21 protein-coding genes and 1 tRNA gene are annotated in these 25,137 nt (G+C 61.0%); 9 read left to right on the forward strand and 13 right to left on the reverse strand.

Annotated features, from left to right (window positions below; all coding sequences use genetic code 11):
- The first annotated feature begins 171 nt into the window (after window positions 1-171).
- Both C8C89_RS14740 and C8C89_RS14745 read left to right on the forward strand, forming a co-directional pair.
- A complete protein-coding gene (locus C8C89_RS14740) occupies window positions 172-390 on the forward strand; it encodes a DUF4224 domain-containing protein (RefSeq protein ID WP_133990638.1) in 219 nt (72 codons plus the stop codon).
- Window positions 390-1,499, forward strand: coding sequence for a tyrosine-type recombinase/integrase (locus C8C89_RS14745; RefSeq protein ID WP_133990640.1), 1,110 nt, complete (start codon window positions 390-392; stop codon window positions 1,497-1,499). The genes C8C89_RS14740 and C8C89_RS14745 overlap by 1 nt, the downstream gene beginning before the upstream one ends.
- Window positions 1,500-1,593: 94 nt before the next feature.
- On the opposite strand, the gene C8C89_RS14750 is transcribed toward C8C89_RS14745, so the two are convergent.
- The 3 genes from C8C89_RS14750 to C8C89_RS14760 form a co-directional block, all read right to left on the reverse strand.
- Window positions 1,594-1,680: transfer RNA gene (locus tag C8C89_RS14750), tRNA-Leu, on the reverse strand.
- A 147-nt stretch (window positions 1,681-1,827) separates the two neighbouring features.
- On the reverse strand, window positions 1,828-4,116 hold the full coding sequence (locus tag C8C89_RS14755; RefSeq protein WP_347876594.1) for a TonB-dependent receptor: 2,289 nt from the start codon (window positions 4,114-4,116) through the stop codon (window positions 1,828-1,830).
- Window positions 4,117-4,232: 116 nt separating this feature from the next.
- Complete coding sequence (locus C8C89_RS14760) at window positions 4,233-4,490, reverse strand: hypothetical protein (protein WP_133990642.1); 258 nt, start codon at window positions 4,488-4,490, stop codon at window positions 4,233-4,235.
- A 121-nt stretch (window positions 4,491-4,611) separates the two neighbouring features.
- Here C8C89_RS14760 and C8C89_RS14765 point away from each other — a divergent pair, with 121 nt between their 5' ends.
- The gene (locus tag C8C89_RS14765; protein ID WP_133990644.1) at window positions 4,612-6,009 is read left to right on the forward strand and encodes an HD domain-containing protein; all 1,398 of its coding nucleotides are present in this window, start codon (window positions 4,612-4,614) and stop codon (window positions 6,007-6,009) included.
- A gap of 12 nt (window positions 6,010-6,021) precedes the next feature.
- On the opposite strand, the gene C8C89_RS14770 is transcribed toward C8C89_RS14765, so the two are convergent.
- From C8C89_RS14770 to C8C89_RS14785, 4 genes are all read right to left on the reverse strand, one after another.
- Entirely contained in the window at window positions 6,022-6,405 is a 384-nt protein-coding gene (locus C8C89_RS14770) for a nuclear transport factor 2 family protein (protein WP_101481788.1), read from the reverse strand.
- 8 nt (window positions 6,406-6,413) lie between these two features.
- Complete coding sequence (locus tag C8C89_RS14775; RefSeq protein ID WP_092709745.1) at window positions 6,414-6,626, reverse strand: hypothetical protein; 213 nt, start codon at window positions 6,624-6,626, stop codon at window positions 6,414-6,416.
- Between the two features lie 51 nt (window positions 6,627-6,677).
- Window positions 6,678-7,181: a DUF2939 domain-containing protein gene (locus C8C89_RS14780; RefSeq protein WP_166674750.1), complete on the reverse strand. Its 504-nt coding sequence runs from the start codon at window positions 7,179-7,181 to the stop codon at window positions 6,678-6,680.
- Window positions 7,182-7,306: 125 nt separating this feature from the next.
- Window positions 7,307-7,753, reverse strand: coding sequence for a DUF2939 domain-containing protein (locus C8C89_RS14785; protein ID WP_133990648.1), 447 nt, complete (start codon window positions 7,751-7,753; stop codon window positions 7,307-7,309).
- A 112-nt stretch (window positions 7,754-7,865) separates the two neighbouring features.
- On the opposite strand from C8C89_RS14785, the gene C8C89_RS14790 reads away from it, so the two are divergent.
- Entirely contained in the window at window positions 7,866-8,702 is an 837-nt protein-coding gene (locus C8C89_RS14790; RefSeq protein WP_133990650.1) for a hypothetical protein, read from the forward strand.
- 218 nt (window positions 8,703-8,920) lie between these two features.
- Here the strand turns inward: C8C89_RS14790 and C8C89_RS14795 are convergent, their stop codons facing one another.
- Together C8C89_RS14795 and C8C89_RS14800 are read right to left on the reverse strand one after the other, a co-directional pair.
- The gene (locus tag C8C89_RS14795) at window positions 8,921-10,102 is read right to left on the reverse strand and encodes a PLP-dependent aspartate aminotransferase family protein (protein WP_133990652.1); all 1,182 of its coding nucleotides are present in this window, start codon (window positions 10,100-10,102) and stop codon (window positions 8,921-8,923) included.
- Window positions 10,099-11,496, reverse strand: a complete 1,398-nt coding sequence (locus tag C8C89_RS14800; RefSeq protein WP_243858026.1) for a cystathionine beta-synthase — start codon at window positions 11,494-11,496, stop codon at window positions 10,099-10,101. The genes C8C89_RS14795 and C8C89_RS14800 overlap by 4 nt, the downstream gene beginning before the upstream one ends.
- A gap of 291 nt (window positions 11,497-11,787) precedes the next feature.
- On the opposite strand from C8C89_RS14800, the gene C8C89_RS14805 reads away from it, so the two are divergent.
- Window positions 11,788-12,336 carry a thymidine kinase gene (locus tag C8C89_RS14805; protein WP_034778598.1) on the forward strand — a complete coding sequence of 183 codons (549 nt, stop codon included), beginning with the start codon at window positions 11,788-11,790 and terminating at the stop codon, window positions 12,334-12,336.
- A 2-nt stretch (window positions 12,337-12,338) separates the two neighbouring features.
- Here the strand turns inward: C8C89_RS14805 and C8C89_RS14810 are convergent, their stop codons facing one another.
- Together C8C89_RS14810 and C8C89_RS14815 are read right to left on the reverse strand one after the other, a co-directional pair.
- Window positions 12,339-12,611, reverse strand: coding sequence for a DUF2007 domain-containing protein (locus C8C89_RS14810; RefSeq protein ID WP_101481782.1), 273 nt, complete (start codon window positions 12,609-12,611; stop codon window positions 12,339-12,341).
- Between the two features lie 51 nt (window positions 12,612-12,662).
- Complete coding sequence (locus C8C89_RS14815; RefSeq protein ID WP_166674751.1) at window positions 12,663-14,633, reverse strand: Cache 3/Cache 2 fusion domain-containing protein; 1,971 nt, start codon at window positions 14,631-14,633, stop codon at window positions 12,663-12,665.
- A gap of 519 nt (window positions 14,634-15,152) precedes the next feature.
- Here C8C89_RS14815 and C8C89_RS14820 point away from each other — a divergent pair.
- Window positions 15,153-17,420 (forward strand): carboxy terminal-processing peptidase, encoded by a 2,268-nt coding sequence (locus C8C89_RS14820; protein WP_101481781.1) that lies wholly within the window; start codon window positions 15,153-15,155, stop codon window positions 17,418-17,420.
- Between the two features lie 199 nt (window positions 17,421-17,619).
- Here the strand turns inward: C8C89_RS14820 and C8C89_RS14825 are convergent, their stop codons facing one another.
- Window positions 17,620-18,546, reverse strand: a complete 927-nt coding sequence (locus C8C89_RS14825; protein ID WP_133990654.1) for a LysR family transcriptional regulator — start codon at window positions 18,544-18,546, stop codon at window positions 17,620-17,622.
- Between the two features lie 120 nt (window positions 18,547-18,666).
- On the opposite strand from C8C89_RS14825, the gene C8C89_RS14830 reads away from it, so the two are divergent.
- Window positions 18,667-19,881 (forward strand): MFS transporter, encoded by a 1,215-nt coding sequence (locus C8C89_RS14830; RefSeq protein ID WP_133990656.1) that lies wholly within the window; start codon window positions 18,667-18,669, stop codon window positions 19,879-19,881.
- Between the two features lie 163 nt (window positions 19,882-20,044).
- Here C8C89_RS14830 and C8C89_RS14835 read toward each other — a convergent pair whose 3' ends face one another.
- Complete coding sequence (locus C8C89_RS14835; protein WP_101481778.1) at window positions 20,045-20,698, reverse strand: pentapeptide repeat-containing protein; 654 nt, start codon at window positions 20,696-20,698, stop codon at window positions 20,045-20,047.
- Window positions 20,699-21,039: 341 nt separating this feature from the next.
- Between C8C89_RS14835 and alaC the strand changes: the two genes are divergently transcribed.
- Both alaC and metE read left to right on the forward strand, forming a co-directional pair.
- On the forward strand, window positions 21,040-22,257 hold the full coding sequence (gene alaC / locus C8C89_RS14840; protein WP_133990658.1) for an alanine transaminase: 1,218 nt from the start codon (window positions 21,040-21,042) through the stop codon (window positions 22,255-22,257).
- A gap of 365 nt (window positions 22,258-22,622) precedes the next feature.
- Window positions 22,623-24,911 carry a 5-methyltetrahydropteroyltriglutamate--homocysteine S-methyltransferase gene (gene metE, locus C8C89_RS14845; protein ID WP_133990662.1) on the forward strand — a complete coding sequence of 763 codons (2,289 nt, stop codon included), beginning with the start codon at window positions 22,623-22,625 and terminating at the stop codon, window positions 24,909-24,911.
- Window positions 24,912-25,137 lie beyond the last annotated feature (226 nt).

A 25,137-nucleotide genomic window follows, 5' to 3' on the forward strand; every position in this document is an offset into this window, starting at 1 on the left:
CGGTAGCTGGCTGGGCTACATACGCATGAGCGTGGCGCAGGTTGCCAGTCTCGACTGCCTGGTAATGCTGCCAGGCAGGCCGCACAGCAAAGGCGGGCGCATTGAATTTATCTTGGCTAAGCTGCTTGGCTTAGTCACTTACTCACTGAAGAGGAAAGGAAAAATCCCGCTATGAGCGCGACATTCCTTGAGCAGAGTGAAATATTCGAATTGACTGGGCGAAAGCTTAAAAGCCTGCAAGTCCAGGCGCTGCGGCAGATGGGTGTACCGTTTTTTATCAATGCCATCGGCCGGCCTGTGGTGACGCGCACAGCAATCGAGGGTAAGGCCGCGCAGGCGGCACCATCAGAAAAAGGCGCCTGGGTACCTCCTGGGCTACGAAAGAAATAATGAGTGGAATTCCAAGCAAAAACAAGAACCTACCTATCGGCATGCGAGCGCGGCATCGAGGGAAGGCGACATACTATTTCCTCGATGCTGGCGGAAAACCAAGAAAAGAAATTCCGCTCGGGAAGGATTACGTTGAGGCGATACGCAAATGGGGGCAGCTGACTATCAGCACGGTGCCTTCAGCGGCCCGGCCGACGTTCAGCATGGTGGCCAATCGCTATATCAGCCAGGTGATGCTCAAAAAACATCCTGAAACGCAGCGCAAAAACATGAATGAATTAGCACAGCTGCGCGCATTTTTCGATGACCCCAATGAACCGATGGAGTCAATACGGCCGGCAATGGTGCGGCAGTACATGGAATGGCGGACAGCCGGCATCGTAGCGGCTATTCGGGTCAAGCATGCTGCGCTCGCCGCGAAAGGCAAGGAGGTACCGGAAATGACGGGCAGGGAGGGGCAAGTTGCTGCAAACCGGGACAAGGCGCTGTTGTCGCATATTTGGAATTTTGCCAGGGGCGCTGGATTGACCGATCTTGCCAATCCATGCGCCGGCATTGCTGGGTACAAGGAGGAGGGCCGCGATGTTTACATCGACGATGAGGTATTGGCAGCCGTGTATGCCGCAGCCTCACCGGGCCTGCAGGATATTCTAGATCTGGCCTACTTGGTGGGGCAGCGGCCAGCCGATACGCTGAAGCTAAGCCGGTCTGATATACGTGATGGCGCCATCGAGTTGAGGCAGAACAAGACGCGCCAGAAGCTGCGGGTTGAAATCTCGGGAGAGTTGGCCGTGGTGATGCAGCGCATCGAGGCGCGCAAAGCCCAGGGGATCAGCCTTATCAACAACCAGGATGGGCAGCGCATGACCAAATTTATGTTGCGCACGGCTTTTGAAAATGCGCGCGACTTGGCGGCCACGGCCAATCCGTTGCTAGAAAAGGCAATTCGGAAGTTTCAATTCAGGGATTTACGCGCCAAGGCAGGTACGGATACGGATGAAAAACATGGGATTAATGCAGCCCAAGAGCTGCTGGGGCACTCCACAACAACCATGACGGCACAGTATATTCGCCATCGTCGAGGCAAGCTGGTGAAGCCCACAAAGTAGGCTCTGGTGATTCATTGCGGAAAAGACTGTATTTTGCGGAAAAAATAAATCGCAAAAAAATAGTGGTCACTATCGCTGAAAAAGGCATGTGCGCTGGTGCCCGGAGCCGGAATCGAACCGGCACGCCCTTACAGGCGGGAGATTTTAAGTCTCCAGTGTCTACCAGTTTCACCATCCGGGCAGCGCGGCGAGATTCTAGCACAGGTGATGCCCGTAATGCCATCTTGTGCCGGAGCGATGGTCTCGCATCCACAGCCAGGTTTCTGCCGTGGTGGGAGAAAAATGCTGTCCGGTTCGCACCGGACAGCCTGGTTTCATCTACCCGCCATCAAAACGTCGCCTTGAACTGCACGCCATACGTGCGTGGTTCGTTGACGATGCCCGTCAGGTTGTCGAAGTCGATGGCGCCCAGTGACTGGATCTGGTTGGTGATGTTGCGGCCATACGCGGAGAGTTCGTATTTGTCCCACTTGTAGCCGACGCGCAAGCCGCCTTCGAGCAGTTCCTTGGCCTTGTATTCCTTCGCTTCATACAGGAAGAAGTTGTAGCTGGTGCGATAGGCCCAGTCCGTGTAGGCGTAGAACTCGCCATTGGCGACGGGGATGCTGTACTTCAGGGTGAAGTTGGTTTGCCATTCCGGTGCGCGTGGCAGCGGGTTGCCGTCGATATAGGCTGTGCCCTTGAATGGTCCGACGGGGTCGGTGACGGTGCAGCCGCTGGCCGGGTTGTTCAGTGCGTTGCCGCAGCTTTGCACGAACAGCTTCTTGTCCTGGATTTCCGTGTGGTTGTAGCTGCCGCCCAGGGTCATGCTGAGGGAATCGCTGAGGTTAGCCTGGAAATCGAGTTCCACGCCCCGGCCGGTGGCCTTGTCGGCGTTGATCAGCTGGTTCATGTTGACGGCGCCGCTGCCGGCTGTCAGTTGCTTGTCCTTGACCCGGTACTGGAACACGGCCAGGCTGAGGCGCGCGCGCTTGTCGAACAGGTCCTGCTTGATGCCCGCCTCGACGGACAGCGCTTTCTCGGCGCCCGCAAACGAAGGGCGGTCGGCCAGGCCGTTCAGGCGGCCCTGCATCGATGGCGCGCGGTAGCCGGTGGCGATGCGCGCGTAGGCGTTGGTTTCGGGTGTCAGCACATAGGTGCCGCTGAGGTCCCAGCTGACGTTGTGCGAGGTGTCATTCAGGTTGAATGGCCCGGCCGTGGTCGCTTCCACGCGCTTGGCCGAGAATTCCTTCTTGTCGCTCGTGTAGCGCAGGCCGGCGCGCAGTTTCAGGGCGTCCGAGACCGTGTAGTTGAGCGAGCCGAAGGCCGCGTACGACTTCGAGCTCTGGTTTTGCGTGGCGTAGGCGCTGTTTTGCGGATTGCCGGGCGCCAGGCTGTCAAAGCTGATGCTGTCGATCTGGATATCTTCCTTGAAGTAGAACAGGCCGCCTATCCATTGCAGCGGGCCCTTGGTGCTCGATTCGGCGCGGAATTCCTGCGAAATCTGCTTGTGCTTGGGAATCACGTCGGCCGTTTCCACGACGAAAGGAATGAAGCCGGGGCCCATCGGCTGGGCGTACACGGCGCCATAGCCGCCGTCGACGTCGGCGCGGCTGTAAAAGTCGAGCTTTTCGTAGCCGGTGATCGAATGCAGGGTGACGCCGGGCAAGTCCCATTTCAGGCGCATGCTGCCACCCTTGGTTTTCAGGTGCTGGCGGTTGATGCCATCGGTAGGGTAGGAGCCATAATCAAAATTGTCGACCAGGTCATTGGTGCCCTGTTTAAGGATGTTGGCGCGGAACAGCGTCGCCGTGCCATCGAGGTCGCGCGCGTGCACGTTGAACAGGGCAGTGAAGTCGCGCGTGGGCTTGACCAGCACTTGCAGGCGGGCGGCGCTGTCTTCATAACCTTCAAAGTCGCGCGTGCCGGTGGGGCGCGGGTTGTGCACGCGGTCGTCGCGGCGCTGCGTCTGGCCGGAAAATCGCAGGGCCACGGTGTCGCTGACGGGCACGTTGAAAGCGCCTTCCAGGTTCTTCATGCCATCCTTGCCGAATCCGCCGCTCAGGTAGCCTTCCGTCTTGAAGACGGGCTTGGCCGAATCGAACTTGATCACGCCGGCCGGCGAGTTGCGGCCGAACAGGGTGCCTTGCGGGCCGCGCAGCACCTCGACCTGATCCACGTCAAACACGGGGAAACCCTTCAGCATGGCGTTTTCCTGCACCACGTCATCCATCACCAGGCCCACGGGCTGCGAGGCGTTCAGGTCGAAATCGGTGTTGCCCAGGCCGCGAATATAGAAGCGGGGAAAGGTGCGGCCGTAATCAGATTCGACCGAGACGCTGGGCGAACGGCTGTTGAGGAAGCGGATGTCGGCGCCGCCGGCCGTCAGGGTGTCGAGCTTGTCGCCCTTCAGGGTGGCGATGGACATGGGCACGTCCTTGATGTTTTCCGCGCGTCGCTGCGCCGTCACGATGACCGTTTCCAGCTGGCCAGGGCCGGCCTGTGCCACCGGAGCGGCAGGTGCGTCGGCGGCTGGCGCCGGGACGCTGTCTTGCGCCAGCGCCTGCAGGGGAAAGGCGGCAGTGATTGCCAGGGCAATCAGGGTGTGGCGTATGGTGCTGGCATGCGGTGTCATCATGAAACGGCTCCTGTCGGTCAAGTTTGTTCGTAAGGTCCAGGCAGGCGCAAGTCCGCTAGACGAAAAATCATGCTAGCACGGAAAGTTTTGGTATTCATGCCATTTTCCAGGCCAAACTATTTATATTCGTTTCGACTCAATACCTGAATAAAATCGTATTTGTCGTCAATATCGGGCGGGTGCATAGTGAGGTGCCGCAAGGCTTTTGCCAGCGCAAACGGCCACTTGGCCACCGAAGGTTTTCCCTGCGACAGCGCAAACATGCCGACGCCATGGCGTGTGAGCGGCCAGTGCGCAGTGCGAAAAATACGACAGTTTCCCCTCTTTCTTTCTGCCATGCGATGTTGTTGTGTTGCCACATCATGGGATGGCATGTTGCCTGCCAGTTGTACCCGCGCGGCGCATGCAGGGGCAATGAGGTTGCCACAAGGCATCTACATGCAGGATTTCGCGTAGAATGTAATCTATTGTAAATTGGAAACTTATATTGCTACCATGATAATTTTATCTGCAAGTGCACCGGCCGTAGACGGCATCCGGCTCTCCGAACTGATCGCCGCCCTCAGCCAGGCCCTGGACATCACGGAGGGGCAGCCGGAAGGCCATTGCATCCGTTGTTGCTGGATCGGCATGCATGTGGGACGCGAACTGGGCATGGCGGATGAAGACTTGTGGAATCTGTATTACACCCTGCTGCTCAAGGACCTGGGCTGCAGCAGCAATGCCGCACGCATCTGCGAGCTCTACCTGACGGATGATCTGTCTTTCAAGCAAGGCTTCAAGACTGTGGGCGACAGCCTGCCGCAAGTGCTCAAATTCGTCCTCAAGCACACGGGCCTGAAGGCCGGCCTGGCCGAGCGCTTCCGCGCCGTGATGACGATCTTGCGCGACGGCCCGCACATCGCGCAGGAGCTGATCGCCACGCGCTGCCAGCGCGGCGCCGACATCGCGCGCCTGCTGCGCTTTCCGGAAGCCGTGGCACAGGGCATCTACAGCCTCGACGAACACTACAACGGCCAGGGCAAGCCGGACAAACTGGCAGGCCAGGCGATTCCCCTGTTTTCGCGCATTGCCCTGCTGGCGCAGGTGGTCGACGTCTTTCATACGGCCGATGGCGCGCGCGCGGCCCAGGCGGAAGTGCGCCAGCGCTCGGCGACCTGGTTTGATCCACAACTGGTGCAGGCATTCGAGCGGGTGGCGCAGTCGGGCGCCTTCTGGTCCATGTTGCGCTCGCAGGACCTGACGGCCGCCGTGGCGGCGCTGGAACCGGCGAACCGTTCCGTGCCGGTGGATGAGGATTATCTCGACGACATCGCTGCCGCGTTCGGCCAGGTAGTCGATTCGAAAAGCCCGTACACGAGCGGTCACAGCGAGCGCGTTGCGCTGTACACGGACATGATTGCCGAAGCCTTGGGTGTGACGCCGGAGCGGCGCCGCTGGCTCAAGCGGGGTGCCTTGCTGCATGACGTCGGCAAGCTTGGCGTCAGCAACAGTGTGCTGGACAAGGCTGGCAAACTCGACGCCGATGAGTGGCTGGCAGTGCAGCAGCACGCACACTATACGGAAACGATTCTGTCACGCATTGATGCGTTTGCCGAACTGGCTGTCGTGGCAGCTGCGCACCATGAACGGCTCGATGGCAAGGGCTATCCGCGGGGCTTGACGGCCGACGACATCAGCCTGGAAACGCGCATTATCACCACGGCCGATATTTTCGACGCCATCACGGCCGACCGGCCTTATCGGGGACCAATTCCGATACCCAAAGCGCTCGAGATCATGGCCGAGACGGTGGGCACAGCCATCGACGCGCAGTGTTTTTCCGCCCTGAAAGCGGCGCTGGCGTGCTTGCCCGACCTCGCGCAACCTGACGGCACGCGCCTGGCGGCGTGAGCGGGAGCTGTCTCAGGCAGGAATGGGCGTGCCCTGGTGAAACGCCATTTGCCAGCGGCCATCACGTCGCTTCCATAGCGAACTGCGCAGGCTGGCGCTGGCGGGCTGGGTGCCCGCTGCGTGCCGCTGCGAGCGGTAGGTAACAAACGCGATGTCCTCGGCCAGCAGCTGCGCCTGAAACTCGCTGATGCTGCGCGAGATAAATTGTTCCGCAGGCAGGTCGGCCAGGGTCGCCGCCCGTGTCCAGACATTGCCGGAACTGCCGAATTCGACGAACTCGTCAGCTAGCAGTGCCGCCAGGCTGACGCTATCGGCGCGCACAGCCCGGCTTTGCAGCGCCGCTTCCAGCGCCTGCAAATGCGCTGCCAGATCCGCACCGTCCGTAGGAAAACGCATCAGATGGCTCAGATAGGAAAAGCGCCCGCGCCCGAGACATTCAGGCTGGCGACCTTGTCGCTGGAAAAATACTTGATTTGCCCCAGGCCGATCGCGTAGCAGCCGTCGGCCAGAGCGGTGATGGGGCCTGTCAGCTTTTCACCGCTGACCAGGGTGACGACCCAGGGCGTGGTGGCCGGTTTGGCCGCGTGGGCCAGTGCGTGGTGTACCAGGTCAGTCATGCTGCCTCCAAATGAATGTGGATGGACAGATGATAGCAGTGCGCGGCCGTTTTACGCGTCGGCCAGCAGATTCCTGGGCAGTGCCACCGACGTCAGCTTCCAGCCCCACACGCCATCGCGCGTCAGGGTCAGCTCGCCGATATGGCTTTTGCTGTGGGCACGCTGCACCACGACGCTGTCCCACGAGGTGTAGCGCAGCTTGTAGTCGGGCTTGGCATTGCGCTTGCGGCCGCTGATGTCGCTGACCTTGGCGATTGGCTTCTCGTAGCGGTCATTGAGCTTCATCAAGGCGACGATGCCTTCAGGCATCAGCATGGTATCAAGCAAGGGGTCAATGACGTCGGGGCTGATATCGTCGGCCACTTCCGGCGCCGAGAACAGGGTGTGCAGTTGCTGCCCCAGGCTGCTGCGCAGCAGCTCCAGGTCGATCTGCGCAGCCAAGGCCTGGGTATCTTCGTCCATGGTCGCCGCACGAATCTTGTTCATGGTGAAATACGGGCTGCCATAGAAGACGCCGGCCAGCGCGACCAGTGCCACTACAGCGAGAAGCATCATTCTTTTCATCGTGCAATCTCTCGGATGCCTGGCGACCCGGTGCGCCTGAAGTGTTGGCATTCTACATAATATTTCCCAAAATCAATATGACGGTTTAAGTAAGTGTTGTTTTAGATCAAGTTTCATCAGAGTAATTCTGGCGGCAAGGTAATATCCGTCAGTTTCCAGTCCCAGATGCCGTGGCGGCGCAGCAAAAACTGGCTGGCGGCGGGGCCGGCGCCGCTGCGCCGCAACACCACTTCGTTCCACGAGCGGTAAGCCATGCCGAAGTCGTGGCGCTTGCCGTCCGCCCCCTGTTTGCCGTGCAGGATCAGCACCGTGATGCCGGGCGGCGAGACGATGGTGTCGAGCATTTCCTTGAAGTCGTCTTCGCTGGCCGTGTCGCCGGCCGCCCGCAACTGGCGCGCCACGCTGGCGCGCACGGCGGTCAGGTCCGCGTGCTGCGCCAGGTTTTCCAGGCGCACGGATTTCGCCGCGATGCTGATGCGGTACATGGCGATGTAGGGGCTGACCCAGGTGAAGCCGATGGCGGCAACGGTAAAAATGATTGCGGTGGCGTACTTTCTTTTCATGGTCCGTGTTTTTGATTGAGCTGTGCCGCCATGATTTTACCCGGCCAGGGGAGGCGGATGGTGTAGCATTCGTGCCGGCGCGGACCATCGCGCCGCAATATTGAGGACAACCATGAATATCACTATCAATCAGGTGCTGCAGTCGTATATCGACCCGCTCACCGCCAGCGAATACGCGGCGCTCGAGCGCAGCCTGCTGGCCGAAGGCTGCCGCGACGCGCTGGTGCTGTGGAACGACGTGCTGATCGACGGGCATAACCGCTACGCCATCTGCCGCCAGCATGGCATCGAATTCAAGACCATCCAGAACGCCAGCTTTACCTCGCTCGACGACGTCATGCTGTGGATGATCGACAACCACCTGGCGCGGCGCAGCGTGTCGGACTTCCAGCGCGGCGTGCTGGCCCTGCGCAAGAAGGAAATCGTCGCCGCGCGCAGCCCGGCTCCCGTCAGCGCCCAGGATGCCCCGGACGGCGAAAATGCGCCGAAGCCGCCCATGAGCACGCGCGAAGAGGTGGCCAAGGCCGCCCGCCTGAGCAGCAACCAGATCAGCCAGATCGAAAAGATTCAGAAGGCGGCGTCGCCGGAACTGGTGGAAGCGGTCCGTTCGGGTACGATCTCCATCAATGCGGCCGCCACCGTGGCATCCCTGCCGCCGGAAGAGCAGGTGGCGGCCGTCGCCGGCGGCAAGAAGTTGTTACGCCAGGCCGCCAAGGAAATCCGCGAACAGCGCGCCGCCACGCGCACGCCGCGCGAGCCGAAAGTCCACGTCTCGCAAGATACGCCGGAGACGGGCAACGAGCCGTGGGCGGAAAACGCTGCCCAGACACCGTCCGAAGCGGAGCGCCTGCGCGGCGAGATCGCCAGCCTGAAACAGCGGGTGGTGCAGCTGCAGGCGCAAAACGTGGAACTCGAGCAGCGTATTGCGGCCTTGATCGACGCGTCCTGATGCGGAGTTGACCATGCCAGTTTGCCCGTGCCTTACGCTTCGGGCAAGTGGCGCGCGCTGGCCGCGTAGGGCCAGAGCAGCGATCCGCGCTCACCCCATTTCCAGGACCAGGCGGCCATGCATGCGCGGGGAGAGTTCAAGGAGGTGCTGTTTATCCGGAACAGGTGGAACAGCACCTGGAGCGCCGCTACCACCCTGGAAAAACAGGAGCCGGCCGATCAAATCGCGTCGAGCGCCGTGCGCAAGTCATGCCGCAGGTCTTCCAGGTCTTCAATCCCCACCGACAGCCGGATCAAGCCATCGCCTATGCCCAGTCTGGCCCGCTGCTCGGCCGGGATGCTGGCGTGCGTCATCAGGGCCGGATGCTCGATCAGGCTTTCCACGCCGCCCAGGCTCTCGGCCAGGGCGAACACCTCGCAACGCTCCAGGAAACGCCGCGCACCGGCTAAATCCGTATCGAGGTCGATGGAGATGATGCCGCCGAAACCATCCATCTGGCGCTGCGCCAGCGCGTGCTGCGGGTGCGAGGCCAGGCCCGGATAAAACACTTGTTTTACCTCTTTCTGCTGCTCCAGCCACTGCGCCAGCGCCAGGGCGCTTTCGCAATGGCGCTGCATGCGGATGGCCAGGGTTTTTACGCCGCGCAAGGCGAGGAAGCTGTCGAACGGCCCGGCAATCGCGCCCACCGAATTTTGCAGAAAACCCAGCTGCTCGCGCCATTCCGCCTGGCGTTCTTCTGCGCCGACGATGGCGATGCCGCCGATGATGTCCGAGTGGCCGTTCAAGTACTTGGTGGTCGAATGGACGACGATGTCGAAACCGTGTTCCAGAGGACGCTGCACCAGCGGGCTGGCGAAGGTATTGTCGGCCACGGCGATGATGCCCCGTGCGCGGCAGATGTCGGCAATTACGCGCAGGTCGGCCAGTTTCAGCATCGGGTTGGTGGGTGTTTCGACCCACACCATCTTTGTTTCCGGGCGCAGTGCGGCCAGCAGGTTTTCCGGATTCGTCAGATCGACATAGGTAAATTGGTGGCCGGCCGAGCGGCGGCGCACGCGCTCGAACAAGCGGTAGGTGCCGCCGTACATATCGTCACCGGCGACGATGTGGCTGCCCGCGTCCAGCAACTCCAGCACGGACGAGATGGCGGCCAGGCCCGAGGCAAACGCGAAGGCCGCGCTGCCGCCTTCCAGGTCGGCCACGCAGCGCTCGAGCGCCCAGCGCGTGGGATTGTGCGAGCGGCCGTAGTCCAATCCCTTGTGCACGCCGGGGCTCTCCTGCACGAAGGTGGAGGTGGCGTAAATGGGCGGCATGATGGCGCCCGTCGACGGGTCGGGCGACTGGCCGGCGTGGATGACGCGCGTGGCGAGGTGGCTCTTGCGGATAGTTTCTTTGCTCAAGATAGTGTCCTGCGTAAGTGGTTGAGAAGGTCGAAGCGGGTGATCAGGCCATAGAAGGCGTCAGCGTCGGCGACGACGGCCGTCAAGCCCCGGTCCAGGGTGGCGCGCAGGGCGGGCAAGCCGCTTGATGGGGCCAGCGTTTCGATCTGCGTCGTCATGGTGGCGCCCACCAGCGACGCGAAATGGGCGGCGTCGCCGGAGACGTGCAGCAGCAAGTCCGATTCGTCGAGGATGCCGACCAGCTGGCCGCTATTAATGACGGGCAGCTGCGCCAGGTCGCTGGCGCGCATGCGGTTGAAGGCTGTGAGCAGGGTGTCGCCCGGCGCCACGCTGACGACGTCGCCCTCGTCGTAGCGGCGCCCGATCAGGTCGCGCAAGTCACCCGACACGGCCCGCTGCAATAAGCCCTGGTCGCGCATCCAGCCATCGTTGTAGACTTTTGACAGGTAGCGCGTGCCCGTGTCGCAGACAAAAGTGACGACGCGCTTGGGACTCGTCTGTTCGCGGCAGTACTTGAGCGCTGCGGCCAGCAGGGTGCCCGTCGACGAGCCGCCTAAAATGCCTTCGGCGCGCAAGAGGGCGCGCGCGCTGTCGAAGCTTTCCTGGTCTGTGATGGTGTAGGCTTTAGTGACGCTGTCCATGTCGGCGATGGACGGAATAAAATCTTCGCCGATGCCTTCCACGGCCCACGAGCCGCTCGTGTCCGACACTTTGCCCGTATCGATGTATTCGGTGAGGATGGAGCCTTGCGGGTCGGCCAGTACGAATTCCAGCTTGGGCTGCGCCTTGCGGAAGTAGCGCGTCAGGCCCGTCAGGGTGCCGGACGAACCCACGCCGACGACGATGGCGTCCACGTCGTGCCCGCTTTGCTCCCAGATTTCGGGGGCCGTCGTCGTTTCGTGGGCCAGCGGATTGGCGGGATTGTTGAACTGGTCGGCGAAGAAGGCGCCCGGTAGTTCGCGCGCCAGGCGCGCCGCGTAGTCCTGGTAGTACTCGGGATGGCCCTTGCCCACGTCCGAGCGCGTGGTGTGCACTTCCGCGCCCAGGGCTTTCAAGTGCAGCACTTTTTCCGTCGACATCTTGTCTGGCACGACGAGAATCACGCGGTAGCCCTTGATGCGGCCCACCAGCGCCAGGCCGATGCCCGTGTTACCGGCGGTGGCCTCGATGATGGTGCCGCCCGGCTGCAAGCGGCCGTCGGCTTCGGCCGCTTCGATGATGGACAGGCCGATGCGATCCTTGATGGAACCGCCGGGATTTTGCGATTCCAGTTTCAGGAACAGCTGGCACAGGCCCGTATCGAGCCTGGTCACTTCGACCAGTGGGGTATTGCCGATCAGCTTGTATAGCGCTGGCGGCTGAGATGGAGATGGGGATGGCATTCGATCATTCATGGTGGCTCCTGTCAGAGAAACAGCCGCTCCGGATTGTGTCCCGAGCAGCCTTCCGTGCCGCGCAGTGTAGGCGGGTGGACGAGTGCGGCGAACGAATGTTTCCATGCTTGCATATGCGCCCTGTGCATATCGCTTGCAGCGCGGACGATTCGAGTATGCGCCGTTTTTCGCCCGCTTGCCGCGCCAGCGACGCGCGTATTAAGCTGCCGCAAGCTCACCATTGCGATTTATAATCACGCCTCGAAAAGATACTAAATAGTATTGAAAATCAACCAAACAGGGCAGGCGGCAGTGGCAAAACTTTATTTCCGGTATTCCGCGATGAACGCGGGCAAGTCGACAGCCTTGTTGCAAGTCGCGCATAACTATGAAGAGCAGGGCCAGCAGGTGCGCCTGTACACGGCAGCCATCGACAGCCGCTACGGCGTGGGCCGTGTCACTTCGCGCCTGGGCCCGCAGCGCCAGGTCGATATCTTCCATGCCGATACAAATTTCCTCAACGATATTCCCCAGGTGGCTTGCCTGCTGGTGGATGAAGCGCAATTTCTCAGCACGGCACAAGTGCAACAATTGCACCAGCTGGCGCAAGTGAAGGGCGTGCCCGTCATCTGCTACGGCTTGCGCACGGATTTCAAGGGCGAACCATTTCCCGGCTCGGCCTATCTGCTGGCGCTGGCCGACGATATCGAGGAATTGAAAAATATTTGTACCTGCGGCAAGAAGGCCACGATGAACATCCGCGTGGATGAGCAGGGCCGCCGCATCAAGGAAGGCGAGCAGATCAGTATTGGCGGCAACGAGAGTTACCGCCAGGCATGCGGGCGCTGTTTCTACTCGTAGGCTTATTCGGCGACGGGCGCGCCCACGTCCGCATCATCTGACAAGGCCAGATCGCCCCGCTCGAAGGCGGCCAGTATTTCATTTGCGCGCGCCACGTCGTGTTCACGCACCATGACGCGGGCGCCGCCAATGGCGGCCGCCAGCAGCATGTCGGCCTGCATGTGCTGGTCGTCCGTCAGCAGCACGTCGATGCCGGCCGCTGCCAGGCAGCCGCGAATGACGTGCGCATCCGTCGGTATCATCAGCCGGGCTATTAAAACGTAGTCGTCGTGCATCGCGTCTCCTGGCAAGGTGGGTTCGTCCCCATCTTAGCACCAGGCTTGAGCTTACAGCTTGAACACGCCCACCACCTGGTTCAGATCCTGCGCCTGCTCCTGCAGGGCGTCGGCGGCCGCTGCCGCTTCTTCCACCAGGGCCGCGTTCTGCTGGGTCACCTGATCCATCTGGGCGATGGCCTGGTTGACTTGCTCGATGCCGCTGCGCTGCTCTTCGCTCGCCTGCGCGATTTCGGCCATGATGGTGCTCACTTGCTGCACGCTGGCCACCACGGTGTCCATGGTGGCGCTGGCCTGGCTCACTTGCGCATGGCCCAGGTCCACTGTGCCGGCGGACGCCTGGATCAAATCCTTGATGTCTTTCGCCGCGGCCGTCGAGCGCTGCGCCAGGGTGCGAACCTCGGTGGCGACGACGGCAAAGCCGCGTCCCTGCTCGCCCGCACGGGCCGCTTCCACTGCCGCGTTCAAGGCCAGGATATTCGTCTGGAAGGCGATGCCGTCGATCACGCCGATGATGTCGGCGATCTTGCCCGATGAGCTGCGGATGGCATCCATGGTGCTGGCCACTTGCGCCACGGCCGCGCCGCCTTCGGCTGCCAGCGTCGACGAGTCGCGCGCCAGCTTGCTCGCTTGCTGTGCGTGATCAACGTTCTGCCGCACGGTGGAACTGAGTTCTTCCATCGAGGCGGCCGTTTCTTCCAGCGAGCTGGCTTGCTGTTCCGTGCGGCTCGACAAATCCAGGTTGCCGCTGGCGATTTCACCGGACGCCGTGGCGATTTGCCCGGCGCTGCCGCGCACGTTGCTGACCACTTGCGACAGCTTGTCGCTGATGCGGTTCATGGCGAGCAGCAGGCGGCCGATTTCGTCGTGGCTGGTCGTCTCGAGGTGGACGGTCAGGTCGCCGGCGGCAATTTGCGCGGCGGCCGTTTCGGCGGCGGCCAGCGGGCGCGACACGAGGGCGCGCACCAGCCAGTACAGCAGCAGGACGAAGACGAGCAGCGCGACGAAGCCGGAAATGGCCAGCTGGTTGCGCAGCTGTCGCGCCTCCAGCGTGATCTCGTCCGTGAACGTGCCACCTGCGATGATCCATTGCCAATCCTTGAATTGACGATAATACAGCTGCTTTTCGCGCGCGCTGGCGCCCGTTTCGCCTGGCGCCGTCCAGGTGTAGCGCATGGCGCCATTTTGCTGCGCCAGCATTTCCTGGATGAACAGGCGGCCATCGCTGGCCTTGAAATCGAGCGCGCTCTTGCCTTCGCTGTTCGGGTGCAGCACCAGGTGGCCGTAATTGGCGCCGGGGGCCGTGTCGACGATATAGATGTAGCCCGTCTGGCCAATCTTGACCTGGCGAATCTTGTCTTTCAGCATGGCCAGATTCTTGCTGATATCGAGGCCGATGAACAGCACGCCTACCACCTTGCCGCCTGCATCGCGCACGGGGTCGTACTGGGTGATGTATTGCTTGCCAAACAAGGTGGCCATGCCGACGAAGCGCTGGCCCGCGCGCAGCGGCGCATAGCTGGGGTGGTTGTGGTCGAGCTGGGTGCCGATGGCCCGTTCGCCATCCTGTTTTTTCAGCGAGGTGCTGATGCGCACGAATTCATCGCCATTGGCGGCAAAGATGGTGGCGATCACGCCCGTTTGCGCCGTGTAGCGGTCGACCATGGCCGTGTCGAGGTTGAGCACCTTGCCACCGCTGGCCAGGGCCGGCGTAGCCTTGCCGGCCACGGCCACCATGGCGCCTGTGTCGACCGTGAACGGGCCGGGGAATTCGGCCGCGAACAGGCGGGCGAAACTGGCCGCTTCGTTGACCATGGCGGTATGGAATACTTCCGTGGTCGTCATGACGCTATTGAGCTCACTGATGACGGCCGCTTCGGCGCGCTGTTCCAGCACGCGCGAGGTATGGTTGGTCATCAGGGCAGTCAGGCTGGCCAGGATCAGGCTGACCAGCGCAAACGTGAAGGCGGTAATCTTGCCCCCGACACTAAAGTGACGAAGGGAGAACGAATTGGTAGGCATAGTTTGAGTCTGGCAAAGGGTAATCAGCTCGGCCATTCCTGGTCATGACATGACACGCGGGGAGGGGATCTGGTGGGGAATACGCTTGAAACGGCGGCGTGCCCGCTAGGAAAGCGTGCACAGGCATGCAAAATTTCAGGCCGAGATGATAGCATGTCGCTTGCTTTTTGTTACTAAGTGTTTCCCGCAGGAACCATTATTTCGCATAAAAACATCATCTGCATCAAGGATTCATGAAGTCACCCATTGACTTTTTGAGTTTCGTATTACGCATTTGAATATTCGGCACTGCCGGGCGAAGTATTTCCTCACGAATGTTTCACTTTGTAATGAATGAGACGCCGCCTTTAATCCGCGTTTAAGCTTCCGGGAAGAAACTGATATTCCATGGGAGACCGCCAGGCCGTATCCTGTAGAATAATATGCAGACCAGTCGTGTATTCCCCTTACTGTCTTGCTGGCTGGCGCATGTGTAGCTGCGCCGCCTGGAATTGATTTAACTAATTTTCGGAGAAGCCGATGAAGAAGCAAATGATGCTGGTCACCCTGGTGCTTGCCCTGTCAGCCCACGCTGGCGCAGCCCAGACGGACAAGAGCGCCGCTCCTCCGCTAACCATGAAGCCACTGGCCCAGCAAACGCAGGCCGCCTTGTGGGCTTCGCGCGTATTGACGCGCGTCCATTACAAGGCCATGCCGCTCGACGACGCCATGTCGGAGAAAATCTTCGACCGCTATTTCAAGTCCCTGGACGCGGAGAAACTGTTTTTCGTGCAGGCCGATGTCGACCGCTTCGCGCCCTTGCGCACCAAGCTCGATGACGCCATCATCAATGAAGACCTGACGGCGCCATTTGCCATCTACAACCTTTACCAGCAGCGTTTCGACGAGCGCATGGCGTATGCGCGTGAATTGCTCAAAACCAAGTTTGACTTCGCCGCCGACGAGAGCTACCAGCTGGACCGCGAAAAGGCCGCCTGGCCGAAGAACGACGAGGAAGTGCGCGACCTGTGGCGCAAGCGCGTCAAGAACGACTGGCTGCGCCTGAAACTGGCGGGCAAGGAAGACAAGGCCATCCGCGAGACGCTGGACAAGCGCTATGAAAGCTACACGACCCGTGCGCGCAAGCTCAACAGCGAAGACGTGTTCCAGATCTTCATGAACGCGTATGCCATGTCGATCGAACCGCACACCAATTACCTGGGCCCGCGCGCCTCGGATAACTTCGACATCGCCATGCGGCTGTCGCTCGAAGGCATCGGCGCCGTGCTGCAGACGCGCGATGAATACACGGTGGTGCGCGAAGTCGTGCCGGGCAGCCCGGCGGGATTGTCGGGCAAGCTGAAAGTGGGCGACCGCATCGTCGGCGTGGGGCAGGGCGAAAGCGGCCCCATTACGGAAGTGCTGGGCATGCGCATCGATGACGTGGTGCAGCTGATCCGCGGCGCCAAGGATTCCGTGGTGCGCCTCGACATCCTGCCGGCCGACGCCGGCCCGGACGCCAAGCACGTGGTCTTGCCGCTGGTGCGCAAGAAAATCAGCATGGAAGAGCAGGCGGCGAAGAAATCGGTCATCGAAGTGCGGGAAAACGGCGTCAAGCGCCGCATCGGCGTGATTTCCCTGCCGACGTTCTACCAGGATTTCGAAGCGCGCCGCCGTGGCGACAAAGACTTTAAAAGCGCCACGCGCGACGTCAGCCGTTTGCTGGTCGAGTTGAAGAAGGATAAGGTCGACAACGTGCTGATCGACTTGCGCAACAACGGCGGCGGTTCGCTGAACGAAGCCGTCGAACTGACGGGCCTGTTCATCGACAAGGGCCCGGTCGTGATGCAGCGCAATGCCGAAGGCAAGGTCGACGTGGAAAGCGATACCAATGCCGGTCTGGCATGGGATGGCCCGATGGGCGTGCTGATCAACCGCGGCTCGGCTTCCGCTTCCGAGATTTTCGCCGCCGCCGTGCAAGATTACGGCCGTGGCGTCATCATCGGCGAAGGCAGCTTCGGCAAGGGTACGGTGCAGACCCTGTTCAACCTCGACCGTTTTGGCGGCAGCGAGAAAGCCCGTTTTGGCGAGCTGAAAATGACCATCGCCCAGTTCTTCCGCATCAATGGCGGTACCACGCAGTTGCGCGGCGTCACCCCCGACATCAAGCTGCCAGCCATGTCGGACACGGAGAACTTCGGCGAATCGAGCTATGACAATGCTCTGCCCTGGGTGGCCATCAAGCCGGCGCCCTACATGCCGACGGGCGACCTGAAGGAGATCGTGCCGCTGCTGGACAAGAAACATGAAGCGCGCGTGGCCAAGGACAAGGATTTCCAGTACTTGCTCGATGACATAGCCCTCGTCGTCAAGCAGCGCAAGGAAAACCAGATTTCGCTCAACGAAACCGTGCGCCGCAAGGAGCGCGATGCCCAGGAAGCGCGCGCCAAGGCCCGTGAAAAACGCCTGATCGCACAGATTTCGAATCCTGCCGACGACCTGGTGGTGATTCCCGATCCGAAAGACGTGCTGAAGGGTGCGAAAGCGGCCAGCAAGACTGCCAAGCAGATCGCCGCCGTGAAGGGCGCCTTGCGCACCGACGATGGCTTGCAGGGCGACGAGCGGGCCCTTAGCGCCGAGCTGGACGCCGAAACGGCCGCCAAGAGCGCCAAGGACGTGCTGCTGAACGAAGCGGCGCGCATCCTGGCCGACGAAGTGGCGCTGATCAAGGCCGATACTCGCATGGCATCCAAGGTCTTGCCGTATGGCGCAGATACCAAGGCGACGCCGGTGACGGCAGCGAAGTAAGGCTTGTTGTGGCGTGAAGAACCGGCTCCTTGCGGCGCCGGTTTTTTTTTGCCCCGATCAGTTATCCGTTTGGCGTATTTCTATCATTCCAACAATCAATTGGATCAATATGCCGCGATGCAGCATAATTCATTTGTCTCCTCTATTCTCCTCCAAGAAAATAGATTCAGCCCGCTCTCGTAGCGGGCTTTTTTTTGCCTCAGATTTTGTGCGTGGGCAGTTGCACGTCGGGCTGGGCACCCAGCAGGGCCGTGATCCAGCTGGCAAACGCCTGCAGCTTGGGCGTGGCCAGCCGCCCTTGCGGCGTCAGTAGCGACATGGGCATGGGCGTCGGCGGGTGGTCGGCCAGCACGGCGACCAGCGCGCCGCTGTCGAGGTGTTCGCGCACCTGATATACGGCGGCCTGCGCCAGTCCCAGCCCCTGCAAGGCGCAGGCAACGCTGGCGTCGGCATCGTTGACGGCGATGGGGCCGGCCATCTGCACGCGCTGCACTTCATTTCCCTGAAAAAAATCCCAGTCGAAGGCGCGACCCGTGCGGCCCGAGTAATGCATGATGCCCTGATGCGCGGCCAGGTCGGCCAGGGTCTGCGGCGTGCCGTGCCGTGCCAGGTAGGCGGGTGCGGCGCACGTGACGAAGCGCATCAGGCCGACCTGTTTGCCGATGAAGGCGGAATCTTGCAAGGTGCCCACGCGCAAGGCGCAATCGATGCCTTCCTGCGTCAGGTCGACCAGGCGGTCCGTCAGGCTCAGCTGCAATTGCACGTCCGGCCAGGCGGCGTGGAATTGTGCGATATGGGGAATGACGAGGCGCCGGCCTACCGTATTGGGCAGGTTAATGCGCAGCAAGCCGCGCGGTTTTTTCGCGTCTGGGCCGCGGAATGCCAGTTCCGCCATGTCGACGGCCTTCAGGATGTCGATGCAGTGGTGAAAGTACTCGGCGCCTTCCGGCGTCAGGGACAAACGGCGCGTGGTCCGCTGCAGCAATTGTGTGCCCAGGTAGGCTTCCAGCTTTTGCAGGGTGGCCGTCAGCGCGGCGCGCGGCAAATTCAAGGTCTCGGCCGCCTTGGAAAAACTGTTGGCTTCGACGATGCGCACGAAGGTCTGCATGGCCTTGATCTTGTCCAAGGGATAGCTTTCGTTTTAATTGTTCATCTTATGTGAAAGGTGTAAGTGGATTATGCCCTAATTATCTGAGGCCCGGTTTTGCCTAGAATGGCGACATCCCTATCGAACCGAGGAAACAACATGAACAAGGCCTCATCTTCTGCTCCCCACGACATTGCGCCGGCCATGGTGCTGCTGCTGGCCATTGCTTCCGGCCTGATCGTGGCCAATCTGTATTACGCGCAAACCCTCGTCGGGCCCATCAGCGCCTCGACGGGCCTGTCTGCCAAGGCGGCCGGGCTGATCGTCACCCTGACGCAAGTGGGCTATACGCTAGGACTTTTGTTTGTCGTGCCCCTGGGCGACTTGCTGGAAAACCGCCGCCTGATCATCACCGCCTTACTGGTGACGGCCACGGCCCTGGTGGTGGCGGCCCTCTCCACGGGCGCCGTGGTATTCCTGGCTGCCGCGCTGGCCATTGGCCTCGGTTCCGTTGCGGCGCAAGTGATCGTACCGTTTGCCGCTCACCTGTCGCAGGAAGCGACGCGGGGACAAACCGTGGGCAAGGTCGTCAGCGGCTTGTTGCTGGGTATCATGCTGGCCCGACCCGTGGCCTCGCTGGTGGCGGCCCATGCGAGCTGGCACGTGGTGTTCGGCGGCGCCGCCGTACTGATGCTGGCCCTGGCAGCAGTCCTGCGCCGCGCCTTGCCCGTGCGCCAGCCTGTCTCGAACATGCGCTATCCGGCCTTGATGGCTTCGCTGTGGCATTTGCTGCTGGGCACGCCCGTGCTGCGCCGCCGCGCCGCCTATCATGCCGGCCTGTTCGGCGCCTTCAGCCTGTTCTGGACCGTCACGCCGCTGGTGCTGGCCAGCCCCGCGTTCGGCCTGACGCAAACGGGCATCGCCATCTTTGCCCTGGTGGGCATGGCAGGCGCCGTTGCCTCGCCCATCGCCGGCCGCCTGGCCGATGCGGGCCATACCTTGCCGGCCACGGCCGCTGCACTGGTGCTGGGCATCGTCGCCTTTGCCTTGCCGATGCTGGCACCGGAATCAAAACATGTGGCGCTGGCTTTGCTGGTCATCGCTTCCATCGTGCTCGACATGGGTGTGGCGGCGAATCTGGTGCTGGGCCAGCGCGCCATCTTCAGCCTGGGCGCGGAAGTGCGGGGCCGCCTGAACGGCCTGTATTTCGCGCTGTTCTTTGCCGGTGGCGCGGCCGGTTCGGCCATCGGCGCCTGGGTGTACGCCAGCTATGGCTGGCCAGCGACCTTGCTGACCGGCATGGCGTTTCCGGGCCTGGCCTTGCTGGTGTGGCTGGCAGAATTTTTGCCGCTGGCCACGCGCCGTACGGCTTGAAGCGCTGATGCAGCCCCATTATCACTGACAGGTATTTCTATCATCATGAATATAAAGTGGCGTGATATGCCGCAATGCCGCAAGATGCACTTGTCTCCTCTATCTCCTCCAAGGAAATAGATTCAGCCCGCTCCCGCAGCGGGCTTTTTTTTGCCTGTTGAGATTAAATCACCACCAGATCGAGCGCGCGCATGAAGTTGGCTGCCTGCGCATGCGTGATGACGGCGCCTTTCAGCAAGGACGCTTCGCTCAGCTTGAAACCGTCGATGTCGGCGCCGCGCAAGTCGGCGCCCTGGAACTTCGCCAGTTTGATGGTGGCATTGCGCAAGCTGCCCCCTTCGAAGACGGCGTCGCGGAAGTCGCAGCCTGCCAGGTAGGCATCGGAAAAGTCCAGTTGTTTCAAGATGGCCTTGCGGAAGGAGAAGCCGCGCAAGTCGGCGCCCACCAGCAGGCTGTCTTCGAAGGTGAGGCCCAGGTGGGCCACTTCCTCGAACGAGGCGCCCGTCAGCTTGCAGCCCCGGAACGTGACCGAGGCCAGCTTGGCGCGCCGCCATTTCGTGTTGTTCAGGTCGCAGCCTTCGAACGTGGCATCGACGGCGTCCACGGATTCGAAATCGGCGCTGCCTGCGCGGCAGCGGCGCCAGGTGCTGCGCGCCAGTTTGCTGGCGAACAAGCTGGTTTCGGCAAAGGTGCAGCGCTCGAAGGTGCAGCCCTGCAGATCGAGGCGCGACAAATCTTCGCCATCGAAGGTGCAATCGATGAAATGGTGCACGGATTGCGCCAGTTGCTGCTCGATGCCGGCGCGATCCAGGGTCATGCTGCTTGCTGCAGTGTCGTGTGTTGCCATCCGTCTCATTCCTAAAGTAAAAAAGCAGGGGAGGGATGGCGCGGCGAAAAACATGCACGAACCAGAACACCTCCCCGGCTGGTGTAACAGCCAAGGGTCAGCGCCGTGGGTCCGCGTGGGCGGGAGCATGCTGGACTGCGCCAGGCACTTACCGGGTTACCAACCGGTGCGCTCATTTTCGATCTGCCTGCATTGTAACGGCTCTGCAGCACCCTTGCCAGTGCTGGACAAACCGGGTTAGTATCGTTGCAGGCGCACCCATTGCGCCAACGTCGCTCGGACGGATCCGGGCGCTTACGTATAGAGATATCATGACCGACAGCCAAGCTCCGCGCAGCTTTTCGCGCATCAATCGTCTTCCCCCTTACGTTTTCAATATCACTGCCGAGCTCAAGATGGCCGCGCGCCGCCGTGGCGAGGACATCATCGACATGTCGATGGGCAATCCCGATGGCGCCACGCCGGCCCACATCGTGGACAAGCTGGTCGAAACGGTGAAACGCCCCGACACGCACGGCTATTCCGCCTCCAAGGGCATCCCGCGCCTGCGCCGCGCGATTGCACATTGGTACAAAAAGCGTTACGAGGTCGATATCGACCCGGACAGCGAAGCCATCGTCACCATCGGCTCGAAAGAGGGCCTGGCCCATTTGATGCTAGCGACACTCGACCGTGGCGACACGGTGCTGGTGCCCAATCCCAGTTACCCCATCCACATCTGGGGCGCCGTGATCGCAGGCGCCGACATCCGTTCCGTGCGCATGGGCCCTGGCGTGGATTTCTTTGCCGAACTGGAACGGGCCATCCGCGAAAGCTACCCGAAACCGAAGATGATGGTGCTGGGCTTCCCGTCCAACCCCACCGCGCAATGCGTGGAGCTGGAATTCTTTGAACGGGTCGTCGCGCTGGCGAAGCAGCACAATATTTTGGTAGTGCATGACCTGGCCTATGCCGATATCACTTTTGATGGCTGGAAGGCGCCATCCATCATGCAGGTGCCCGGTGCGCGCGACGTGGCAGTGGAGTTTTTTACCATGTCGAAAAGCTACAACATGGCGGGCTGGCGCATCGGTTTCATGGTGGGCAACGCGGAACTGGTGTCGGCCCTGGCGCGCATCAAGAGCTATCACGACTACGGCAGTTTTACGCCCGTGCAGGTGGCGGCGATCGCCGCGCTGGAAGGCGATCAAAGCTGCGTGACGGAAATTTGCGCCCAGTACCAGCGTCGCCGCGACGTGCTGGTGAAAGGCTTGCATGAAGCGGGCTGGATGGTAGAAAAGCCGAAGGCCTCGATGTATATCTGGGCGCATATCCCGGAAGTTTACCGCCACCTGGGTTCGCTCGAGTTTGCCAAGCTGCTGCTGCAAAAAGCCAAGGTGAGCGTCTCGCCCGGTATCGGTTTCGGCGAATACGGCGACGAATACGTGCGCTTCGCCCTGATCGAAAACGAGGCCAGGGTGCGGCAAGCATTACGCGGCATCAAGAATATGTTGCGTTCCGGCGACGGGAAAACGGAAACAGCAGTGTAAAAAGTTGCCGCATAGAATGATGTGTTGCCCCTAATATCACTGCTGCGTATTTCTGACATCACGAATATAAAGTGGTTTTATATGCTGCAACGCGGCATCATGCATCTGTCTCCTCTATCTTCCTCCAAGGAAATAGATTCAGCCCGCTCCCGCAGCGGGCTTTTTTTTGCCTGTCGTCTTGGCCTTGGTACCGGCCGGCACGCTCGGCGAACGAGGCGGTCGACTTCGCCCAGCACGGCCAGGTGAATGCGTTCGAGCATGAGTTCACATGAATATCAATCATGAATGCATGAAGTTTTACCATTATTTTTCATGGATAGAAGCCTTTATGATGTCTCCATACTTCACGAGGAGGCATTACCACCATGACCGTCACGACACATAATTTGGGCTACCCGCGCATCGGCGCCAAACGCGAATTGAAATTCGCCCTGGAAGATTACTGGAAGGGCCAAAGCAGCCTGGAAGCGCTGGAAGGCCATGGCGCCGCATTGCGCCAGCGCCACTGGCAAGACCAGAGCGCGCTGGACCTGGCGCCCGTCGGTGACTTTTCCTTCTATGACCAAGTGCTGGACCTGAGCTTTACCCTGGGGAACTTGCCACAGCGCGTGCGCAATCTGGGCGGTGCGGCGATCGATAATTATTTCCGCGTGGCCCGTGGCCGCTCGGCCAGCGACAGCGATTGCAGTTGTGTGCATGCCGGTGAAATGACGAAATGGTTCGACACGAATTATCACTACATCGTGCCGGAATTCGCTGCCGACACGCAATTCAAGCTCGACAGCAGCCGCCTGCTGCTGCAACTGGCGCAGGCGCGCCAGCTGGGTGTGAAAGCCAAGCCCGTGCTGGTCGGCCCCGTTACCTACCTGTGGCTGGGCAAGGCCAAGGATGACTCCGACAAACTGGCGCTGCTGCAAGGCTTGCTGCCCGTCTACGTGCAACTGCTGCAGGAATTGGCCGCCCAAGGCGTGGAATGGGTGCAGATCGACGAACCGATACTCGTCACGGAACTCGACAGCGCCTGGCAGCAGGCGCTGGTCACGGCCTATGACGCATTGAGCAAGGTCAATCACGTCAAACTGCTGCTGGCCTCGTATTTTGGCAAGCTGCAAGAGAACCTGGAACTGGCGTGCAAATTGCCAGTCCAAGGCTTGCACCTTGACGCCATCAGCGCCCGCGATGAAGTCGAGCAAGTCATCACCCAATTGCCCGCCACCAGCGTGCTGTCCCTGGGCGTGGTGAACGGCCGCAATATCTGGAAGACGGACTTGAACGCAGTGCTGGCATGGCTTGAACCCGTGCACCGCAGCCTGCAGTCGCGCCTGTGGATCGCCCCGTCGTGCTCGCTGCTGCACGTGCCCGTCGACCTGAACAGTGAGCAAAAGCTTGATGCCGATATCCGTTCCTGGCTGGCTTTTGCCCGCCAAAAGCTCGATGAAGTGCACACCATCGCCGGCGCACTGAACCATGGCCGCGCCTTTGTGCAAGCGGCGCTGGACGCCAACCATGCGGCCGTGCAAGCGCGTCGCCAGTCGAGCCGCGTGCACAATCCGGAGGTGAAAGCGGCGGTTGCCCGCATCGATGCGACCTTGGGCCAGCGCGCCAGCGACTATGCAGTGCGTGCCGCCAAGCAAGGCGCGTTGCTGCAACTGCCGCTGTATCCGACGACAACCATCGGTTCCTTCCCGCAGACGGCGGAAATCCGCCAGGCGCGTAGCCAGTTCCGCAGCGGCCAGCTGGACGACGCCAGCTACAAAAAACGGATGCAGGCGGAAATCGCCCATTGCGTGAGGGAACAGGAAACCCTGGGCCTGGACGTGTTCGTGCACGGCGAAGCGGAACGCAATGACATGGTCGAGTATTTCGGCGAACAACTCGACGGCTACGCTTTCAGCCAGTTCGGCTGGGTGCAATCGTACGGTTCGCGCTGCGTGAAACCGCCCATCTTGTTCGGTGACATCAGCCGCCCCCGTGCGATGACGGTCGAGTGGAGCACCTACGCCCAGTCGCTGACGGACAAACCGATGAAAGGCATGCTGACGGGGCCTGTCACCATCCTGAACTGGTCTTTCGTGCGCGACGACCAACCCCGTTCCGTATCGTGCTACCAGCTGGCGCTGGCCATCCGCGCCGAAGTGCAGGACCTGGAACAGGCCGGGATCCGCGTGATCCAGATCGACGAAGCGGCACTGCGTGAAGGCTTGCCGCTGCGTAAATCGCAGTGGGCCGAGTACCTGCGCTGGGCCGTGGAATCGTTCCGCATCACGGCCAATGGCGTGGCTGACGAAACGCAAATCCACACGCACATGTGCTATTCGGAATTCAACGACATCATCGCGCAAATCGCCGACATGGATGCGGACGTCATCACGATAGAAACCTCACGCTCCGACATGGAATTGCTGGACGCCTTCGATGATTTCAAGTATCCGAACGAAATCGGCCCTGGCGTCTACGACATTCACTCGCCCAACATTCCGAGCCAGCAACAGATGGTCAAGCTGATGCGCAAGGCGGCCGAACGCATCCCCGCGCATCGCCTGTGGGTCAACCCCGATTGCGGCCTGAAAACGCGTGGCTGGAAAGAAGTCATTCCCGCGCTGGCGAACATGGTAGCGGCGGCAAAAACCTTGCGCGGCGACAACGTCGCCTGAGGAAGGCAGGGGGAGAGGGCAGATATAGGGAATAGCTATTTCTATCATCACAACATGCAATTGGATTGTTATGCTGCAACGCGGCATCATTGCACCTGTCTCCTCTACTTCCTCACAGGAATTAGATTCAGCCCGCTCCCGCAGCGGGCTTTTTTTTGCCCGTTGCGCCTTATTGCGCTGGCTATCACAGCTTCGTCGCTTAATATGCCCTTACGTAAACCAAGCA

Source organism: Janthinobacterium sp. 75, assembly GCF_004365495.1.
GTDB lineage: Bacteria > Pseudomonadota > Gammaproteobacteria > Burkholderiales > Burkholderiaceae_D > Janthinobacterium.

Excerpts from the sequence above, each read along its gene's own strand:
- C8C89_RS14740 (WP_133990638.1), top strand. The coding sequence starts at position 172 with ATGAGCGCGACATTCCTTGAGCAGAGTGAAATATTCGAATTGACTGGG.
- C8C89_RS14745 (WP_133990640.1), top strand. The coding sequence starts at position 390 with ATGAGTGGAATTCCAAGCAAAAACAAGAACCTACCTATCGGCATGCGA.
- C8C89_RS14755 (WP_347876594.1), bottom strand. The coding sequence starts at position 4,116 with ATGATGACACCGCATGCCAGCACCATACGCCACACCCTGATTGCCCTG.
- C8C89_RS14760 (WP_133990642.1), bottom strand. The coding sequence starts at position 4,490 with ATGCCATCCCATGATGTGGCAACACAACAACATCGCATGGCAGAAAGA.
- C8C89_RS14765 (WP_133990644.1), top strand. The coding sequence starts at position 4,612 with ATGATAATTTTATCTGCAAGTGCACCGGCCGTAGACGGCATCCGGCTC.
- C8C89_RS14770 (WP_101481788.1), bottom strand. The coding sequence starts at position 6,405 with ATGCGTTTTCCTACGGACGGTGCGGATCTGGCAGCGCATTTGCAGGCG.
- C8C89_RS14775 (WP_092709745.1), bottom strand. The coding sequence starts at position 6,626 with ATGACTGACCTGGTACACCACGCACTGGCCCACGCGGCCAAACCGGCC.
- C8C89_RS14780 (WP_166674750.1), bottom strand. The coding sequence starts at position 7,181 with ATGATGCTTCTCGCTGTAGTGGCACTGGTCGCGCTGGCCGGCGTCTTC.
- C8C89_RS14785 (WP_133990648.1), bottom strand. The coding sequence starts at position 7,753 with ATGAAAAGAAAGTACGCCACCGCAATCATTTTTACCGTTGCCGCCATC.
- C8C89_RS14790 (WP_133990650.1), top strand. The coding sequence starts at position 7,866 with ATGAATATCACTATCAATCAGGTGCTGCAGTCGTATATCGACCCGCTC.
- C8C89_RS14800 (WP_243858026.1), bottom strand. The coding sequence starts at position 11,496 with ATGAATGATCGAATGCCATCCCCATCTCCATCTCAGCCGCCAGCGCTA.
- C8C89_RS14810 (WP_101481782.1), bottom strand. The coding sequence starts at position 12,611 with ATGCACGACGACTACGTTTTAATAGCCCGGCTGATGATACCGACGGAT.
- C8C89_RS14815 (WP_166674751.1), bottom strand. The coding sequence starts at position 14,633 with ATGCCTACCAATTCGTTCTCCCTTCGTCACTTTAGTGTCGGGGGCAAG.
- C8C89_RS14820 (WP_101481781.1), top strand. The coding sequence starts at position 15,153 with ATGAAGAAGCAAATGATGCTGGTCACCCTGGTGCTTGCCCTGTCAGCC.
- C8C89_RS14830 (WP_133990656.1), top strand. The coding sequence starts at position 18,667 with ATGAACAAGGCCTCATCTTCTGCTCCCCACGACATTGCGCCGGCCATG.
- C8C89_RS14835 (WP_101481778.1), bottom strand. The coding sequence starts at position 20,698 with ATGACCCTGGATCGCGCCGGCATCGAGCAGCAACTGGCGCAATCCGTG.
- alaC (WP_133990658.1), top strand. The coding sequence starts at position 21,040 with ATGACCGACAGCCAAGCTCCGCGCAGCTTTTCGCGCATCAATCGTCTT.
- metE (WP_133990662.1), top strand. The coding sequence starts at position 22,623 with ATGACCGTCACGACACATAATTTGGGCTACCCGCGCATCGGCGCCAAA.